Genomic DNA, 16878 nt, shown 5'->3' on the forward strand with positions numbered 1-16878 from the left:
CACAAAAGGGTGACACCCCTTACTGCGCAGTAAGGGGTGTCACCCTTTTTTCACGAGAGCGGGGCCGCGGCGGTCAGTCGGCGTCGCGGAGGGCGGTGTAGCCGAGGGCCGCGAAGGCGACGGCGCCGCCGACGAGGACGGCGGAGCCGACGGGGGTGAGCTTGCCGCGCTTGGTCTCCAGAATTCCGGCGACGGCGTCGCAGCTGTCGACGATCAGGCCGAGGCGGAGGGTGTTGCGCCGGACGGCGGAGTTGCCCGAGAGCAGCGCGAGCCCGAGGACGAGGTCGCGGCTGCCGAAGAGGCGAGCGAGGTACGCCGAGGAGTTCTCCGCGTCGCGGATGCCGAACATCTTCGCCGCGGTCTCCGGCGCGGCGTAGGTGAGGATGCCGGCGCCGATGCGGGTCGCGGCAAGGGTGAGGGGGATCGGGAACGCCATCAGCTGAGCCTCTCGAGAATCATTGCCATGCCCATCCCGCCGCCGACGCACATCGTCTCCAGCCCGAACTGCTTGTCGCGGGTCTGCAGGCCGTTGATCAGCGTGGCGGTGATGCGGGCACCGGTCATACCGAAGGGATGCCCGACGGCAATGGCGCCGCCGTGCACGTTGAGCTGGTCACCGAACGGGTCGATGCCGAGTTCGCGCGCGGAGGGGATCACCTGCGCGGCGAAGGCCTCGTTGATCTCCACGAGGTCGATGTCCGAGACCGACATCCCCGCGCGGGCGAGGGCCTGCTTGGACGCCTCCACCGGGCCGAGGCCCATGATCTCCGGCGACAGCCCGGAGACACCGGTGGCGACGACGCGCGCGAGCGGCGTAATCCCGAGCTCGCGGGCCTTGGTGTCGGACATGACGACCACCGCGGCCGCGCCGTCGTTCAGCGGACAGCAGTTGGCGGCGGTGACGCGGCCGTCGGGGCGGAACACCGGCTTGAGCTCACGCACGGCCTCCAGCGTCACGCCGGGGCGCGGGCCGTCGTCGGTCGAGACGACCGACCCGTCGGGCAGCGTGACCGGCACGATCTCGCGCGCGAAGAACCCGTCGGCGATCGCCTTCTCCGCGAGGTTCTGCGAGCGCACACCGAAGGCGTCCATGTCCTCGCGGGAGACGTTCGCGTGCCGGGCGACGTTCTCGGCGGTCTGCCCCATCGCGATGTAGACGTCGGGGACGTCGCCGCCGGCGCGCGGGTCGTCCCAGGACGCGGCGCCGGTCTCGGCGGTTTTCGCGGTCCGCTGCTGCGCGGCGTCGAAGACCGGGTTCATCGTGTCCGGCAGCGAGTCGCTGTTGCCCTTGGCGAACCGGGAGACGGTCTCGACGCCGGCGGAGATGAACACGTCGCCCTCGCCCGCGCGGATGGCGTGCATCGCCATGCGGGTCGTCTGCAGCGAGGACGAGCAGTACCGCGTGATCGTCGTGCCCGGCAGTTGGTCCTGCCCGAGGAGCACGGCGACGACGCGGGCCATGTTGAAGCCCTGCTCGCCGCCGGGGAGACCGCAGCCGAGCATCAGGTCGTTGACGTCGTCGTAGGAGAGCTGGGGGACCTTGGCCATCGCGGCCTGGATCATCTGGACGGTCAGGTCGTCGGGACGGATGTCCTTCAGCGACCCTTTGAACGCGCGCCCGATCGGGCTGCGGGCGGTGGCAACGATGACGGCCTCAGGCATTGCTCCTCCTCGGAAGCGGGGGACCGACTCCGCCTCAGCCTAGGAGGCTGCTCCTGGCCCGTCGGGGCCAGCCGTCCGAACGAGGGTCGTGACGGGGCGTCAGGACGATCGTCAGGCCGCGATGGCGCGGTAGACGAGGTCGGTGATCGCGTCGGCGGTCTCCTCGACCGACGGGGCGTCCTCGCCGCGCAGGTAACCCCAGGACTGGTACTCGATCGCGCCGAAGACGAGGTCGCGGAGCAGACGCAGGTCCACGTCGGCCCGGAAGTGACCGGCGGCGATGCCCTCGCTCACGGCCTGGCCGAGGATGCCGGTGAACCGGCGGTTGAGTTCGTACGCGCGGGTCTCGCGGTAGTCCGACGACGGCCGCAGTTCCAGGTAGACGAAGCGCGTCAGCTTCGGTTCCTTGCGCACCACGCCGAGGGAGTAGGCGATGACGTACCGCAGCCGGGCCCGTGGACCCTCGACGCTCTCCAGCTCCGGTTCCAGCGTCAGGATCTCGGCGAACCAGTCCTCGGCGACGCGGGTGAGCAGCGACCGCTTGGTCGGGAAGTAGCGGTAGACGAGGCCCTCGGAGATCCCGCAGCGGCGGGCGACCTCGGCCGGCAGGAAGTGCTCGTACCCGACTTCGCGCAACAACTCTCGCGCGACGGCCAGGATCGAGGCCGTGCGCGTCTCCGGGTCCTGCCTCAACTGCGAACTCACTGGGAGTCAGGTTAGCCCTGTCGTCGCGCAGGTCAACGGGCTGCGAACACAGTCCTTGCCTCTACGGTGACCCCGTGCGTGCGCGGCGGGTGGCCCTCGGAACCGGTGTCTGCTTCGCCGTCATCGCAGTACTGGTTCGTACCGAGTTCTCGCCCCTGCTGGATCTGGACCGGGACGTCACCCGATCGGCTGTGGACCTCGCCCGCGACCACGAGACCTACCGGGACGCGATGAAGACCGCGACGTGGTTGCTGCACTCCCAGCTGGTCCTGCTCTACGCCGCCGTCGTCGCGCTCGGGCTCGCGGACGCGCGCCGCCCGGCCGCCGCTGTGTGGCTCGCCGCGGTGGTCGGTGTCGGCACGGTGGTCAACCCCGTGCTCAAGGTGCTGTTCGACCGTGAGCGCCCGGTCGTGCCCGAGCCGGTCGACACGTTCTCCGGCTTGAGCTTTCCGTCCGGCCACGCCGCCAGCGCGGGCCTGATCTGCGCGGCCCTCGCGGTGCTGCTGTGGCCCCGGCCGGGCCGGGTCGGCCACGTCGCACTGGTCACCGGCGTCGCGGTGATCCCGCTGCTCTCGGGCTGGACGCGCCTGACCCTCGGCGCCCACTTCCTGTCCGACGTGGTCGCCGGGGTGCTGTGGTCCGTCGCCTGGGTCGCCGCGTGGCAGCCCGCCCTCCCCGCCCTCGAGCGCCGCCTCGCCCCTCCCCGGTGGAGATGACATCTGCACAAGAGATGACATCTGCACAAGAGATGACATCTGCACTGGAGATGACATCTGCACTGGAGATGACATCTGCACTGGAGATGACATCTCTTGTGCAGGCGGGTCGGGGGTGCGCCGGCCCGGGTGGGACCCGGGCTGAAGAGGTCTTTGGTCCCTGGTCCGAGGGCCCGGGGGTGAGCACAGTGTTGGGGATGGGCGGACTTGTCCGACCGGGCGGAGGGGAAGCCGTGACGGTCGCGAATCTTCGGCGTCAATCGGGCGACGTGCCGCGACCGCGGTCGGTCGGGGACGTCATGACGCGGGAGGTCGTCTCGGTGGGCCCGCATGCGGGTTACACCGAGATCCGGGCCGCGATGCTCAAACACGACGTGGGTGGACTGCCCGTCGTCGGCGCCGACGGGGTGTTGCTCGGGATGGTGACCGAGGCCGACCTCATCGCGAAGGAGGCCTACCGGGCGTCCGGCCGCGGCCGCCGGATGTTCGACCGGTTCCGCCGGCGCGAGACGAACTGGACCGCGAAGGCCGCGGGCCGCACCGCTGCGGATCTGATGACCCCCCAGGTCGAGGCGGTGGCGCCCAGCGACGACCTGCGCGCCGTCGCCCGCCGGATGCTGCAGCGCCGGCTCAAACGCATGCCCGTCCTCGACGGGGGACGGGTGGTCGGCATCGTCGCGCGCCAGGACCTGCTGCGCCCGTTCGAGCGCAGTGACGCCGACCTCGCCGTCGACGTCGAGGCGGCGCTCGCCGACCCGGACCTGCCGACCGAGCTCGCGGTGCTCTGCCAGGTCACCGACGGCGTGGTCCACCTGTGGGGCTCGGTGCGCGTGCCGGCCGACCTGCCGCCGGTGCTCACCGCCGTCGCGCGGATCCCGGGCGTCGTCGCGGTCGACGCGCAGCTGTTCCCGCGGGACCCGAACCCGGGCGGCCGGCTGTAGCTCTCAGGCCGGCCCCACGTGCCGGTCCAGCCACTCGACGAGAGGCGCCATCGCGCGCCACTCCTTCGCGACCTGGGTCTTGGCCTTCGGGGTCGAGAGCCAGTCCGGGAAGCCGAGATCCTTCGCGGCGGTCAGCGTCTTGTGCCGGAGCAGGTCCGCGCGCGGGTGCTCGCGGTCGTAGCCCTTCGGGACGCGCGCGAGCTGGTTCCCGCCGATCCGGAAGCCTTTCTTCGTCACCTTCGCGATCGCGGCCTCGAGCGCCGACCCGTGCAGGTCGTGGTCGACAGCGCGGCGCAACCGCTCGACCTGGGACGTCTCGGTCCGCCAGTAGCCGGCGGCGACGAACAGCCCGGCCGCGGAGACCTGCACGTAGACCCGCGTCTCCTCGAACCAGACGCCCTGGTGGGTCTTGTACGGCGTCTTGTCCTTGGAGAACCGGACGTCCCGGTACGGGCGGAACAGCTTGCCCTCGCCGAACTCCTTCGCCAGCGCCGCGGCCAGGGCCTCCATCGGCGCCCGGACCGACTGCTCGTACACGTGCTTGTGCGCGGTCCAGAACGTCTTGGAGTTGTCGGCCTCCAGGTCGTCGTAGAAGTCCAGTGCTGCAGTCGGAATGCCCTCGAACGTCACGCGTCCTAGCCTGCCTCAGGCAACATCCACTCGAGCACGTTGGTCTGGAGGAAGACGAGCAGGCACATCCCGGCGAGCAGGACGAGACTCCAGCCGACGACCTTGCGGAAGATGTCGCCCTCGCGGCCGGTGAGGCCGACGGCGCCGGCGGCGATCGCGAGGTTCTGGGGCGAGATCATCTTGCCCAGGACGCCGCCGGACGAGTTCGAGGCGGCCATCAGCGCCGGGTCGAGGCCGGCTCCCTGACCCGCCGTCACCTGAAGAGCGCCGAACAGCGAGTTCGACGACGTGTCCGAGCCGGTGACCGCGACGCCGAGCCAGCCGAGGATCGGGGAGATCAGTGCGAAGGCGTCCCCGGTGTCCGCGAGCCAGTTGCCGAGTGCGCCGGTCTGGCCCGAGTTGTTCATGATGTAGGCGAGCGCGAGGACGGCCATGACGGTGACGATCGCGCGCCACAGCTGCTGGTAGGTCTTTACGTAGGCGCGCAGCGCGGCTCCGGGCTTGATGCCGATGATCGGCATCGTGATCAGGCCGGCGATGATCGTCAGCGTCCCGGCCGCGGTGAACCAGTTGAGGGTGAAGTCGGCCGGCGGCTTGCCGCTCGCGGTGACGAGGTCGAGACCTGGCCACTGGAACAGGTACGTCCAGGGCTCCTTCGCCATCTCCTTCTTCACGCCGTCGATCTGGAAGATCGAGAAGATCGCGATGATGACGAGGTAGGGCGCGTACGCCCGGGCGATCTCGACGCGGGTGTCCTCGAGGGTGATCGTCCCGCCGCCCGTCGGTTCGGGCTTCGCCGCCCGCGTGCCGCCGGACCCGCCGGTCGGCTGGTCGTCCGCAGCCTCGCTGTAGGTCTCGGCCGGCCGCCACACCCGCAGCAGGATGACGATGGCGAGGGCGCTCACGAGGGCGGCGACGACGTCGGTCAGCTGCACGGAGAAGTACGTCGACGTCAGCCACTGCGCGACCGCGAACGCGAGACCGCCGACCGCCGCCGGCAGCCAGCACTGCCGCACGCCGCGCTTGCCGTCGACGATCGCGACGAGCACGAGCGGGACGAACACCGCGAGCACCGGTGTCTGGTGCCCGACGAGCGCTCCGAGGTGATCCTCGGTGAAGTGGTCGGCGAGCTCGGGGTCCGCGTTCGCGGGGGCGGTGACCTTCGCCAGCGTCACGACCGGGGTGGCCAGGGCGCCGAACGCGACCGGGGCGGTGTTCGCGACCAGGGCGAGCACCGCCGCCTTCATCGGCGGGAAGCCCAGCGCGATGAGCATGACCGCGCTGATCGCGACCGGCGTCCCGAACCCGGCCAGCGCCTCCATCAGCGCGCCGAAGCAGAAGGCGATGACGATCGCCTGGATGCGCATGTCGTCGCTGATCGTCGCGAACGACCGGCGCAGGACGTCGAAGTGCCCGGTCTCGACGGTCATGTTGTAGACCCAGATCGCGCTGATGACGATCCACATGATCGGGAAGAAGCCGAACGCCGCGCCCCAGGTCGACACCGCGGCCGCCTGGTCGACGGGCATGTCGAAGCCGCCGATGGCGACGACCCACGCCACCGCCAGCGCGGCCAGGCCGGAGACCCACGCGGTGATCCGCAGGACGCCGAGGAGGAAGAACAGAGTCGCCAGCGGCAGTGCCGCGATCAGCGCCGAGGCCGTGAGGGAGTCGTTGATCGACCGGATGTCGGGTTGGTAGGTCGCCAGCAGCATGCTGAGCTCCAGGAGCGCCGAGAGTCCCCGGGACGGGTGGGATGGCGCGGAACTTACCTGCCGTTACCCCGAAATGTCAGCCCTCGGCGGCCTGCGGACGCGGCGCGTTCGGCACCGGTTGGCCGTACGCCGGCGGGTTCGGGTCCACGTACTTGTCGAACTCGCCAAGGCGCCAGGACTTCAGCTGGTCCTCGGGCGTCGCATTCAGCCACTCCGCGAGCTCGCGATAACTGACGCACCGTACTTCCGGCTTGCGGCAGGTCTCGGTAACGAAGTCGGCCAGGGCGTTGGAGTACGCGCCGTTGTGCCACATCGCGAAGTGGTTGCCGAGGATCACCGGCGCGCGGTTGCCCGTGTAGTTGCGCTGGAAGTACTGCCGATAGGTGTCGAGGGCCTGCTGGCCCCAGGCGTCGGTCGTCGACGTCGGGTACGCCGCCTTGGTGTTGCAGCGGTCGTGCTGGAAGCAGAAGTTGTAGTCCATCGCGAGGATCCGCCGGCCCGTCCCGTAGGAGGGGACGTAGGGCAGGGGGAACACCCACATCGACGTCGGGCCGGTTTCGGGCCACCCGCGCTGCGGCCACGCCGTCGGCGAGGACGCGTCCGGCGTCGGGCTGGTCTCGTAGAGGAAGCCCGCCTTCTCCAGCACCGGGTACAGGGCCTTGTAGTTCCCCTCCAGGCACGGGGTGCGCGAGCCGACGACGTCGGCCCCGGTGAACCCGAGCTCGACGGGCGGGTCGATCCCGTTGTTGGAGTTGGCGTTGTCGATCATCGACCGGAACTGGTCGAGCTCGAGCTGCCAGTCCTCCGCGCTGAACCGGGCGACGGAACCCTTCTGGTCACCGCAGATGTGCCCATTCCAGTGGGTCCCGATCTCGCTGCCCTCGGCGTGCGCGTCGCGCAGCTGCTCGAGTTCGTAGCGGACGGCGTCGGTCTCGGTCTGGCCCGGCAGCGGCAGGACGCCGGAGACCTGGAACGGCATCGACTGCCGCGCGGTCCCGAGCTGCGGGGCCGTGTACTTGTCGATGTTGTCGTGGGTCAGCAGGTAGGGCCCGGACAGGAAGTACGTGAAGCGCGCGTTCGCGTCCCGGCTGACGTCCCGCCAGAACTGGAACTGCGGGTACTTGCCCCCGACCGCGACGCCGGCCCCGTCGAACGCCACCGCGACCACCTGCGGCGGCCGCTCGCCCGGGGCGACCGGGCCGAGGGCCTCAGGCCCGACGCGGGTGATCCCGGACGGCGTCGGGTTGCCGGTGGGTTCCGCCGACGCCCCGCCGATCGGTCCGCCGACGGGCCCGCCGCCGACGGGTTCGAGGCCGACGGGGGAGTCGGTGTCGGAGGAGCACGCCGCGAGGGCGAGCAGGGCCGCGACCGCGCCCAGCGCGCGGCGACGCCGAGCCCCCCGGATGATCATGAGCTCAGCGTGCCACGCCCCGGCGCGCGGACCGGGCCACTTTCGGTCAACCGTTACGGATTCAGCTTCTCCACAGCAACCCACGAGGAGCTGAGGGCCGGGGTCTGCGACAGCGGGTCGAGCTTGGAGCCGTCGACGAGCTTGTTCCGGTTCGCGCCGAAGGCGATCGGCTCGGCCCCACCGCGGGGGTCGAAGACGCGCGAGCCCCACCCGTGGTCGACGATCACCAGGCCCCGGCGGGGTTCGTCGCTGACCACCGCGGGCACCTCGATCGAACCCGTCGGCGAGTACACCCGCACGAGGTCGCCGGTGGCGACCCCGAGGGCTTCCGCGTCCTCGGGGTGGATCACGGCCTCGTTGCGCTTGCCCGAGCGGTGCAGGCTCGGCAGCTCGTTGAGCCACGAGTTCATCGCGTGCCGGTTGCGGCGGTTGCCGAGCTGGAACGGGTAACCGGCCGGTGCCTCGTCACGCTGACTGGTCATCAGTTCGCGCGTGCGGGCGAAGAACTCCGGCGGTGCCGCGTGGATCTTCTTGTCCGGAGTCTTCAGTGCCTTCTGCAGGTTGCCGAACTCGCGCTTGCCGAAGACGTGGCCGTGCGGGTGGGCGACGATGTCCTTCCACTTGACCTTGCGACCGCTGGCGACCAGCAGCCGGTCGATCCAGTGCGGGGAGAACTCGATCCCGGGCTTGCCCGTGCGCTTCGCGAGCTTGCGGGAGGCCTTGACGAAGGTGTTCACGCCCCGGTAGCCGAACAGCGGCTTGCCCATCGCGAGGGTCAGGTCGGTCCAGAACCGCCACTCCTCGCGCACGCCGGGCGGCGGGTCGACCGCGCGGCGTCCGAGCTGGAAGTAGGGCTCGTCCTGCAGCTGCGAGGTCAGCGCGTGCAGGTCGTCGCGCTCCAGCCAGTGCGGCACGGGCAGGAGCCAGTGTGCGTGCCGGTGGCTCTCGCGCTGGACGAGGTCGAGGACGACGAGCAGGTCGAGTTGCGCGAGCGCCTCGTCGAGCTGGTCGCCGTTCGGACCCGAGACCACCGGGTTGCCGGCGTTGATGATCATCGCCCGCACGCGGCCCTTGCCGGGGGTCGTGATCTCACCCGGCAGCTCGTCGAGGCCGTGGTGGCCGGCGACCATGTCGCGACCCTGGACCCGCGACCGGTGGGTCATCGGCTTGGCCATCATGTCGAAGAGCCGGATGCTGTCGACGTAGCCGGCCTCGAACCGGCGGCCGCCCGGGCGGTCCATCCGGCCGGTGAGGATGTTCAGGACCTGACCGAGCCACTCGCCGATCGTTCCGGCCTCGTGGAGAGCCACGCCGGTCCGGGTGATCGCCATCGCGGTGCGGGCGCCGGCGAACTCGCGGGCGATGCGCTCGATGTCCGCGCGCGGGATCTCGCAGCGCGCCGCCAGGTCGTCGAGGTCCGCGGTCCGCACGAAGCGGCGGAGGTCCTCGATGCCGGTGGCGATGCCGGACGTGGGGTCGCAGTCCCCCCGGTGCTCCAGCCCTTCGTCGAGGATGACCTTCACCAGCCCGAGCAGCAGCGCCCAGTCCTGACCGGGGCGCACCCGCAGGTGCTCGTCGGCCTTGCGGGCCGACTCGGTCGCGACCGGGTCGACGATGACGAGCTTCGCGCCCGCCTTCTGCCGGTCCAGGCACCGCCGCCACCCGGCGGGGACGGTCTCGATCCACCCCCAGGTACTGACCGCGGGGTTCGCGCCGAACAGCAGGAAGTAGTCGCAGTTGTCGATGTCGGACACCGCCGCAAACAGCTGCGAGCCGAACATCGCCGTCGCGACGACGTGCATCGCGTTCTGGTCGACGGACCCGACGAAGTACCGGCTGTGCGATTTGATGGCGTCCAGGAACGCCAGCTGGAACATGACGTTCGACGACGAGAACCCGGCGGGGTTGCCCCAGTAGGTGGCGATCGCGTCCGGCCCGTCCTCGGCGATCAGCTTCTTCATCCGCGACGAGATGTCGGCGATCGCCTCCTCCCACGTCGCCTCGACGTAGCCGTCGCCGACCCGGCGCATCGGCTGAAGGATGCGTCGCGGGTGCTCGACGATCTCCCCGGCCGTACGACCCTTCGCGCAGAAGTCGTGCCAGGTGTGCGGGTTCTGCTTGTCCGGCGCGATCTTCAGCACGCGGTTGTCGGCGACCGTCACCTCGAGGCCGCAGCCGGCCAGGCAGTAGCGGCAGAAGGTGTGGACGGTCCGGGCCGGGCTCACGTCGGTGAGGCCGAGATCGGGCGCGGTCTCCGGGCGGTCGACAGTGGTCATGGGGGATCCCTACGCAGCAATTGGGCGATCCGACAAACCTAATGGAGACAGGGGTGGCGGCCCAGACCCGAATCTCGCGCCCCCCGGCGCTCCGCCGCTGGTCAGCCGAGCTTGCCGGTGCTGACGTACGCAGCCTCGGTCTTGACGATCGCGAGCCCGCCGACCCGGCCTTGCTCGGGGGTGACGCCGTTGGCCATCACGATCCCGAATGCGTGGCGGAACGCCTCGTTGGCGGTCACGAAGGAGACTCCACCGTCGACGAACGCGACCGGGACGGCGTCGGCGAACGCGTCGCCCTGGCCGGAGTCGACGGCGATCACCCCGCCGTCGTAGATGATCTCCGCGAGGGTCTCGGGGTCCGCGGCGGCGTTCGCGTCCCGGATCGCGGCGGCCGCGGCGGCGCCGTCGCCCCGGCCGAGGGCCTCGGAGGCCGCGGCCTTGGGATCGGACGCCGCGCCCGCCGGAGCGGCGGAGAGCGTGAGGGCGGCCGCGGTCAGGACGGCGGCGGCGCTGCGGCGAAGTCCACGGGTCATGTCGGTCCTCCGGGGAATCAGGATCGGGCGGCCTTGAGCACGGGCTCGAGGCCGGAGAGCAGGGACATCCACGCGGCGGGCGAGTCGATCTCGGAGCAGAAGTTGGTCTCGACGATGACGCCTTCGAGGCCGGCCTCCCGGACCTCGGCGGTGCGTTCGGCGACCTCGTCCACGGTCAGGCGCTTGCCGGCGGTGTTCTCCAGCGCGACGCGGTAGATGACGTCGACCGGTGGCCGGCCCTCGGCGCGCTGCGCGTTGACGGTCGCGAGCATCTCCAGCACGGCGGGGATCGGGAGCGACCCGGGATTCCACAGGTCGAACTGCGCGGCGGTGCGGGCGAGGCCCGGGCCGGACCACATGCCCGACATCAGCCGGAACTCGCTCACCGGCTTGGGCTGCATCAGGCAGGGCCCGACCTCGAAGAACGGTCCCGCGTACACGACGGGGTCGGGGCCCCAGCACGCGCGCAACGTCGGGACGAAGTCGTCCATGCGCTTGCCGCGGGTGCTCGGGTCGACCCCCATCGCGCGGTGCTCCTCGACCGACCAGCCGACGGAGAGCCCGATGACGTCGAGCCGGCCGCCCGCGAGCTGGTCGATCGTGGCGAGCCGCTGCGCCAGCTGCACGGGGTAGTGGTTGCCGCCGACCAGGACCGAGGTGCCGAGCTTGATCGTCGACGTCCACGCCGCGACCGCGCCGAGCAGTTCGGTCGGCGCCCACACCGACTGGTAGCGCTCGGGCTGCGCCTGCGCGCTCCCGCCGTACTCGCCCTCCTGCACGAGCGCGTAGAGGAAGTGGTCCTGCACCCAGAGGTGGTCGAACCCCATCCCCTCCGCGGTCTGCGCGAAGTCCCGGACCAGCCCGGCGTCCACCGCCGGCCCCAGCTGCGGCAGGCACAGCCCGACCGTCGTCATCTGCGCGCTCCCTTCTCTGCGGGATGACGTCCCTGGCGCGCCCTTGTCAGCCCTCCTGCGGGCCGACAAGCTTCGCTGCGGGACGTCATCCCTTGGGCAGTTCGACGTACTTGATCCGGGTCAGCCGGGTGGACGCGATCAGCCAGCGGCCGTCGACCTTGCGGTAGGTCTCGGCGTAGTGGCCCCAACCGGTGTGGTTGCGGTACCCGGAGTCGTCGGGGGACTCGACGAGGTCGTACATCGGCCACAGACCCTGCGCGTTCGTCTCGTCGAGGATGTCGATCTCGGGCTCGTGCCCGTGGTGGATCGAGATCCCGGACGCGAAGTGCCGCGCGACCGACGCCACGAAGGTCGCCTTGTCCACCGGACCTGACGTCGACTCACCGAAGTCCGGGACGAAGTCCTCGGTGAAGAGGGTCGCGAACTCGTCCCACTCCCGCAGGTCGACGCACCGGAAGTAGCGCGCCTTCAGCCGGCGGATCTCCTCGATCGCCTCGAGGCGCGCGATGCGTTCCTCCAGCGTGGCCATCAGTGCCGATGCCGCGGGAAACGCTCCCGGATGGGGGAGTCCGCGTTGTAGTCGGCGTAGCGGGCGATCTTCCCGTCCCGGACGGTGAAGCAGCCCATGATCGGGATCGCGATCGCCTCGGTCCCGTCGGCGAGGAAGATGCGGTCGACGCGCTCGGTGAGGACGATGCCGTCGCCGTTCGCGGCCCGGCGTGAGGCCATGTTCCGCAGCTCGGCCGTGCACCACTCCATCTCGAGGGTGTCGTGGAGCTTCGAGAGGAACTCCATCGCCGCGACCTTCCCGTGGGTCGGCGGGGACCCGGTGTTCTCCCAGAGGAAGTCGTCGGTCAGCCACCGGTCGTAGCAGTCGAGCATGTGCGGCCACGCGCCCGGACCCCAGTCGTCGAGGAAACCGACGACCGCCTTCTCGTCGTCGTTCTGCGGTTCCGCGCCCGGATGAATGAGCACCACGCCTCCCAGGGGTTGCGTCGGAAATAGTCGCAGTACAAACTATTGAGTGGCAACATATTCCGGGCCCCGACTTTGTGCCAGGAAGGTCCGCATGGACTCGTACACCTACGGCGACTTCAACTACCGGACCGTGGTCAGCGGCTTCGTGAACGACCTGTCGCAGCTGCATCCGGGTGCGGTGCACTTCGGTCTGGAGCAACAGATCGAGTACGTCTACGGGTTCTTCGTGGGCGAGGACGGGACGATCATCTGCCTGGAGCAGAAGTTCGTCGGCTCGGTCTCGACGGGCACGTTCGTCATGCGGACCGACGGGCACGGGGGGATGAACGTCCAGCCGGAGACCACGCGCAGCTACCGCGGCGAGGTCCGGCGCACGATCGAGGACAAGTACCGCAAGTGGTCGGACCCGGTGATGCTGCGGCTCCCGGAGTCCGCGCGGCGCGAGGGTGACCTGCCCTATCTGCTCGAGCTCGACGGCGACAAGTTCCTCTGGGACCAGGGCGAGCTGTGCCACCTCGAGGGCGAGATCAAGACGCTTGGCGTGCAGTTCTACGCGGCGTCCGCGGAGGAGCCCCTGTTCTTCACCTCGATCCCGTACTGGGTGACCGGCACCGTGCTCGGTCGCCCCACCACCGGGCTCGTCTACTTCGACCGGGTGCACCTCAAGCCGGGCACGGAGTGGAAGGAGACGAAGATGTTCACCGACATCCAGTACTCCTGGAACATCTTCGGCAACCTCTACGCCGACGGCTCGATCGAGTACGGGAAGATCGTGATCGGCAAGGACGGCTTCCAGGCCGCGATGGTCGTCGACGACCACCGCCTCACCGCCGGCAGCAACATCGTCTCCGGCCGTTACGTCCTCAACGACAACGGGTTCATCCGCCACGCGCAGTACGACGTGGGTGGTGGCAACGTGTACGAGTTCCGCGGCAAGGACGAGAACAACATGGTGGAGTTCTCCGCCTCCCGCTGGAACGGCTACCACGCCCAGTTCGGCGTCACCCGTCGACTCGGCGACGAGCGGGAGCTGGTCTCCGGCATCACCTGGCTGGAGTCGTTCGACCACCGCATCCGCGACGCCGGGCTGGCGTTCGACTCTCTCGACTGACGGGACGTCAACTTCGTTGAACGGCTCTGCCCTCGTCCTGGGTGGCAGCATCGCCGGCCTGCTCGCGGCTGCGGCGCTGTCCCCCCACGTCGAGACGGTCACGCTCGTCGAGCGGGAGGACCTGCTCGACCCGAACCGCCGCGGCGTCCCGCAGGGGACGCAGGTGCACGCGCTGCTCGGTGCCGGCCAGCGGGCGATGGCGGCGCTGCTGCCCGGCATCGTCGACGACCTCGTCACCGCGGGTGGCCGGCTCGTGGACTCCCCGCACGAGGTCGCGATCTACGGCGCCCAGGGCTGGGCCGGCCGGGTCCCGAGTGAGGCCCACGTCGTGTTCATGCGGCGGCCGGTGCTCGAGACCGTGGTGCGGCGTCGGGTGCTCGCCCTGCCGAACGTGCGGGTCGTGACCGGCGTCGTCTCCGGCCTGACGGGCGGCTCCGACCGCATCACCGGCGCAACCCTGCAGGGCGGCGAGACCCTGACCGCGGACCTCGTCGTCGACGCCACCGGCCGTAACTCCAAGGCCACCGACTGGCTCGCCGACTTCGGCTTCCCCGCGCCCGCGACCAAGGAACTGCGCTCCTACGTCGGGTACGCGACGGCCACCGTGCGCCTGCCCGACGGCGTCTTCCCGCCCGGCGTGGTCGGGATCCTCAGCCACCCGCACCCCGGCGCGCTGCGCGGTTCCGCGGTCGTGCCCTGCGACAACGGGCTCTACCAGGTCGCGGCGCTCGGGATGATGAAGGCCGACCCACCCAAGGACCGCGAGGGCTTCCAGGCACACCTGGAGGCGGCGCCGAGCCGGCTCGTCGCCGAGGTCGCGGCGAAGGCCGAGTTCGTCGAGGAGCCGACGGTCTACAAGGTCCGCGGCAGCCTGCGCCGGATGTGGGAGGAGCTGCCGGCACACCCGCCGGGCTTCCTCGCGATCGGTGACGCGGTGATGTCTTTCAACCCGCTCTACGGCCAGGGCATGTCGGTGGCGGCGAGCGAGGCGCGCATCCTGCACGACATCCTGCGTGAGAACGACGCGCGGGCCGGCGTCGCCGACCACGGCCTCGCCGCGCGGGCGCAGGCGGCGTTCACGCCGGTGGTCGACACGGTCTTCGGAATGGTCGTGAGCACTGACGCCCACTACCCGGGCGCCGAGCTCGAGGGCGTCACGGCGCCCGACCCCGAGGCGGTCAGGTTCGGTCGCGCCCTGAGCCAACTGGCCACCGAGGACCCCGAGGTTGCGCTCGCGCTGAAGACCGCCGGCCACTTCTTCGACACCGCCCCGCTGCGGTCCCCGGGGATCGCCGAGAAGGTCGCGGCCTGGCTCGCCGACGGACGCACACCGGCCGCCCAGGATCCCACGGTCATTCCCCCTGCTCTGATCGAAACGACCAGGTGAGAGGGGGTTTTCGGCCCGTGTCGTCGCTAGCCAGTGATCGCTTGCGTCACGTCGTCCGGACAGGACGTCCAGATCACGTTTGCGCCGCCCGTTCTGCCCGGGTTCGTCAATCCCTGTCCGGCACCCGAGTCCTGTGCTACAAAAGTCGTGAACTTGACTAATTGGTGATGTGGCTCACCGCCCGATCACCCTCCGTCCCCCTTCGGAAGGTCTGTATGAACCTTCGGCGCTACTCGATCCCCCTCGGGGTGGCCGCTCTGGTCACCACCGGTGGGATGGTCGTGCTGCCGGCCGGCTCGGCGGGGGCCGAGGCCAGCTACGACGCGATCGCCCGGACCGAGACCTTCACGCTCAACATCGCCAACCCGTCGATCCCCACGGGCATCGACATCGAGGGCGGTGGCCCGGCCGCGAGCGTCCGGCAGGACAGCGTCGGGATCTCCGACGCGAGCGCTCAGCTGCCGTACGCCGGCGACACCGTCCCGGGTCTGCCGGGCATCGGGGCCGGCCTGTTCGGCTTCACCGCGCCGCCGTACCCGTTCATCGCGTCGTCCAACGCCGGGTCGCCCCCGCAGTCGGTCTCGTACCCCGGCGTCTCGCTGCATGCCGAGAGCGGCGACTTCACGACGCAGGCGTCCTCGGTTCTCGGCCAGGCCGGGTCGGGCGCGAGCGCGAACGCGCGCATCGACGAGGCGCGCTCCGGTGACGTCGTCGCCACCGCGACGACCGGTGCGGACACGGTGAAGATCGGCCCGTACGGCACGCTCTCGGACGTCAAGAGCGTCGCGACGGTGCGGGCGGACGGTTTCACCGGCAAGCTCACCCGGACGACGTCGAGCTCGATCGGGAAGATCTCGTTCCCCGGCCTGAGCTTCACGGTGCCGAAGGAGAGCCCGGGTCAGATCCCGATCCCCGTGCCGATCCCCGGCATCCCGAACCAGGCTCCGATCGAGGTCCCGCCGTTCCCGTTCCCGGGTGGTGGTCAGACCTTCCACAACCCGGAGCTCGGGATCCAGGACGGGTTCTTCGTGGTGACGCAGCCTCAGGACGGCACCGTGCAGAAGTACGCGGTCCCGGCCGGGCCGGTGCTGGAGGGCCTCAAGGCGCTCGGCGTGACGATGCGGTTCCAGGCTCCGCAGGAGACGGCGACCGGCGTCATCGCGGGCGCGTACATCTTCCAGTACAAGATCGCCGAGCCCCCGCCGAACGGCTACTACAACGGCGCCACGGACATCACGCAGAGCACGGCCTACGCGCTCGCGAGCGTGAACCTGCAGCCCGTCGTCACCGACGGCACCGGCTCGACGCCGGTGGGGCCGAGCGACGCGGTCGACGGCGTCGCGGCCCCGGACTCGTTGGCGCCGATCGACCAGGCCGGCCTGCCGAGCCTCGGGGACGCCGGCGCGGTCCCGACCGTGCCGCTGTCGCCGGTCGCCGGCGCCGGTGGGGCGCCGAGCATCTCGCTGGCCGGGTTCAAGATCGGCCTCGGTCTGGACAGCATCTATCTCTCCGTCGCGGCACTCGGCCTGCTGGGCCTGCTGTCGGTCGGCGGTCTCTCCTGGTTGGGAGTGCGTTCGCGATGAACCTCCTGAAGTACGCCCGCGTCCAGTGGGACCGCGCCGGCGCCGTCGTGGCGGCTGTCCTCGGCCTGATCGTGCTGATCTTCGGCTACCTCGGCACGTCCGACACCGAGTACATCGCCGAGCAGATCCCGTACGTGATCTCCGGCGGCCTGACCGCCGTGATCCTGTTCGTGGTCGCCGGCGTGCTCTGGCTGTCCGCCGACCTGCGCGACGAGTGGCGTGAGCTCGCGGCGCAGGGCGACGACCTACGCGCGTTCCTCGAGAGCGAGGCCGCCAAGTCGGGTCAGGCGCCCGGGCGGCGGAACGGCTGAGACGA

At 70.4% G+C, this 16878-nt stretch carries 17 protein-coding genes; 6 read left to right on the forward strand and 11 right to left on the reverse strand.

Going from position 1 to position 16878, the window contains the following annotated elements; translation table 11 throughout:
• Positions 1–73 precede the first annotated feature (73 nt).
• The 3 genes from ABD401_RS04140 to ABD401_RS04150 form a co-directional block, all read right to left on the reverse strand.
• Positions 74–436, reverse strand: coding sequence for a DUF4267 domain-containing protein (locus ABD401_RS04140; protein WP_344601902.1), 363 nt, complete (start codon positions 434–436; stop codon positions 74–76).
• Positions 436–1662: an acetyl-CoA C-acetyltransferase gene (locus ABD401_RS04145; RefSeq protein WP_344601904.1), complete on the reverse strand. Its 1227-nt coding sequence runs from the start codon at positions 1660–1662 to the stop codon at positions 436–438. Before ABD401_RS04145 ends, ABD401_RS04140 begins: the two co-directional genes overlap by 1 nt.
• A gap of 111 nt (positions 1663–1773) precedes the next feature.
• Complete coding sequence (locus tag ABD401_RS04150; RefSeq protein WP_344601906.1) at positions 1774–2367, reverse strand: TetR/AcrR family transcriptional regulator; 594 nt, start codon at positions 2365–2367, stop codon at positions 1774–1776.
• A gap of 74 nt (positions 2368–2441) precedes the next feature.
• On the opposite strand from ABD401_RS04150, the gene ABD401_RS04155 reads away from it, so the two are divergent.
• Positions 2442–3083: a phosphatase PAP2 family protein gene (locus ABD401_RS04155; protein ID WP_344601908.1), complete on the forward strand. Its 642-nt coding sequence runs from the start codon at positions 2442–2444 to the stop codon at positions 3081–3083.
• Between the two features lie 269 nt (positions 3084–3352).
• Positions 3353–4024: a CBS domain-containing protein gene (locus ABD401_RS04160; RefSeq protein ID WP_344601910.1), complete on the forward strand. Its 672-nt coding sequence runs from the start codon at positions 3353–3355 to the stop codon at positions 4022–4024.
• A 3-nt stretch (positions 4025–4027) separates the two neighbouring features.
• On the opposite strand, the gene ABD401_RS04165 is transcribed toward ABD401_RS04160, so the two are convergent.
• The 8 genes from ABD401_RS04165 to ABD401_RS04200 form a co-directional block, all read right to left on the reverse strand.
• Complete coding sequence (locus ABD401_RS04165; RefSeq protein ID WP_344601912.1) at positions 4028–4654, reverse strand: DUF2461 domain-containing protein; 627 nt, start codon at positions 4652–4654, stop codon at positions 4028–4030.
• A 5-nt stretch (positions 4655–4659) separates the two neighbouring features.
• Complete coding sequence (locus tag ABD401_RS04170; RefSeq protein ID WP_344601914.1) at positions 4660–6369, reverse strand: L-lactate permease; 1710 nt, start codon at positions 6367–6369, stop codon at positions 4660–4662.
• A gap of 76 nt (positions 6370–6445) precedes the next feature.
• A complete protein-coding gene (locus ABD401_RS04175) occupies positions 6446–7780 on the reverse strand; it encodes a polysaccharide deacetylase family protein (RefSeq protein WP_344601916.1) in 1335 nt (444 codons plus the stop codon).
• A 53-nt stretch (positions 7781–7833) separates the two neighbouring features.
• Positions 7834–10056, reverse strand: coding sequence for a molybdopterin-containing oxidoreductase family protein (locus ABD401_RS04180; protein ID WP_344601918.1), 2223 nt, complete (start codon positions 10054–10056; stop codon positions 7834–7836).
• A 101-nt stretch (positions 10057–10157) separates the two neighbouring features.
• Positions 10158–10589: a hypothetical protein gene (locus ABD401_RS04185; protein WP_344601920.1), complete on the reverse strand. Its 432-nt coding sequence runs from the start codon at positions 10587–10589 to the stop codon at positions 10158–10160.
• Between the two features lie 17 nt (positions 10590–10606).
• Positions 10607–11503: a TIGR03619 family F420-dependent LLM class oxidoreductase gene (locus ABD401_RS04190; protein ID WP_344601922.1), complete on the reverse strand. Its 897-nt coding sequence runs from the start codon at positions 11501–11503 to the stop codon at positions 10607–10609.
• Between the two features lie 85 nt (positions 11504–11588).
• The gene (locus tag ABD401_RS04195; protein ID WP_344601924.1) at positions 11589–12032 is read right to left on the reverse strand and encodes a nuclear transport factor 2 family protein; all 444 of its coding nucleotides are present in this window, start codon (positions 12030–12032) and stop codon (positions 11589–11591) included.
• A complete protein-coding gene (locus ABD401_RS04200) occupies positions 12032–12478 on the reverse strand; it encodes a limonene-1,2-epoxide hydrolase family protein (RefSeq protein WP_344601926.1) in 447 nt (148 codons plus the stop codon). Before ABD401_RS04200 ends, ABD401_RS04195 begins: the two co-directional genes overlap by 1 nt.
• Positions 12479–12572: 94 nt before the next feature.
• Between ABD401_RS04200 and ABD401_RS04205 the strand changes: the two genes are divergently transcribed.
• The 4 genes from ABD401_RS04205 to ABD401_RS04220 all read left to right on the forward strand — a co-directional run bounded on the left by ABD401_RS04205 (position 12573) and on the right by ABD401_RS04220 (position 16873).
• Entirely contained in the window at positions 12573–13592 is a 1020-nt protein-coding gene (locus tag ABD401_RS04205) for a hypothetical protein (protein WP_344601928.1), read from the forward strand.
• A gap of 16 nt (positions 13593–13608) precedes the next feature.
• Positions 13609–14979 (forward strand): FAD-dependent oxidoreductase, encoded by a 1371-nt coding sequence (locus tag ABD401_RS04210; protein WP_344601930.1) that lies wholly within the window; start codon positions 13609–13611, stop codon positions 14977–14979.
• A gap of 215 nt (positions 14980–15194) precedes the next feature.
• Complete coding sequence (locus ABD401_RS04215) at positions 15195–16562, forward strand: hypothetical protein (protein WP_344601932.1); 1368 nt, start codon at positions 15195–15197, stop codon at positions 16560–16562.
• Positions 16559–16873, forward strand: coding sequence for a hypothetical protein (locus ABD401_RS04220; RefSeq protein WP_344601934.1), 315 nt, complete (start codon positions 16559–16561; stop codon positions 16871–16873). Before ABD401_RS04215 ends, ABD401_RS04220 begins: the two co-directional genes overlap by 4 nt.
• The last annotated feature ends 5 nt before the right edge of the window (positions 16874–16878 follow it).

The sequence above is a fragment of the Sporichthya brevicatena genome (assembly GCF_039525035.1).
GTDB classification, from domain to species: Bacteria; Actinomycetota; Actinomycetes; order Sporichthyales; family Sporichthyaceae; genus Sporichthya; species Sporichthya brevicatena.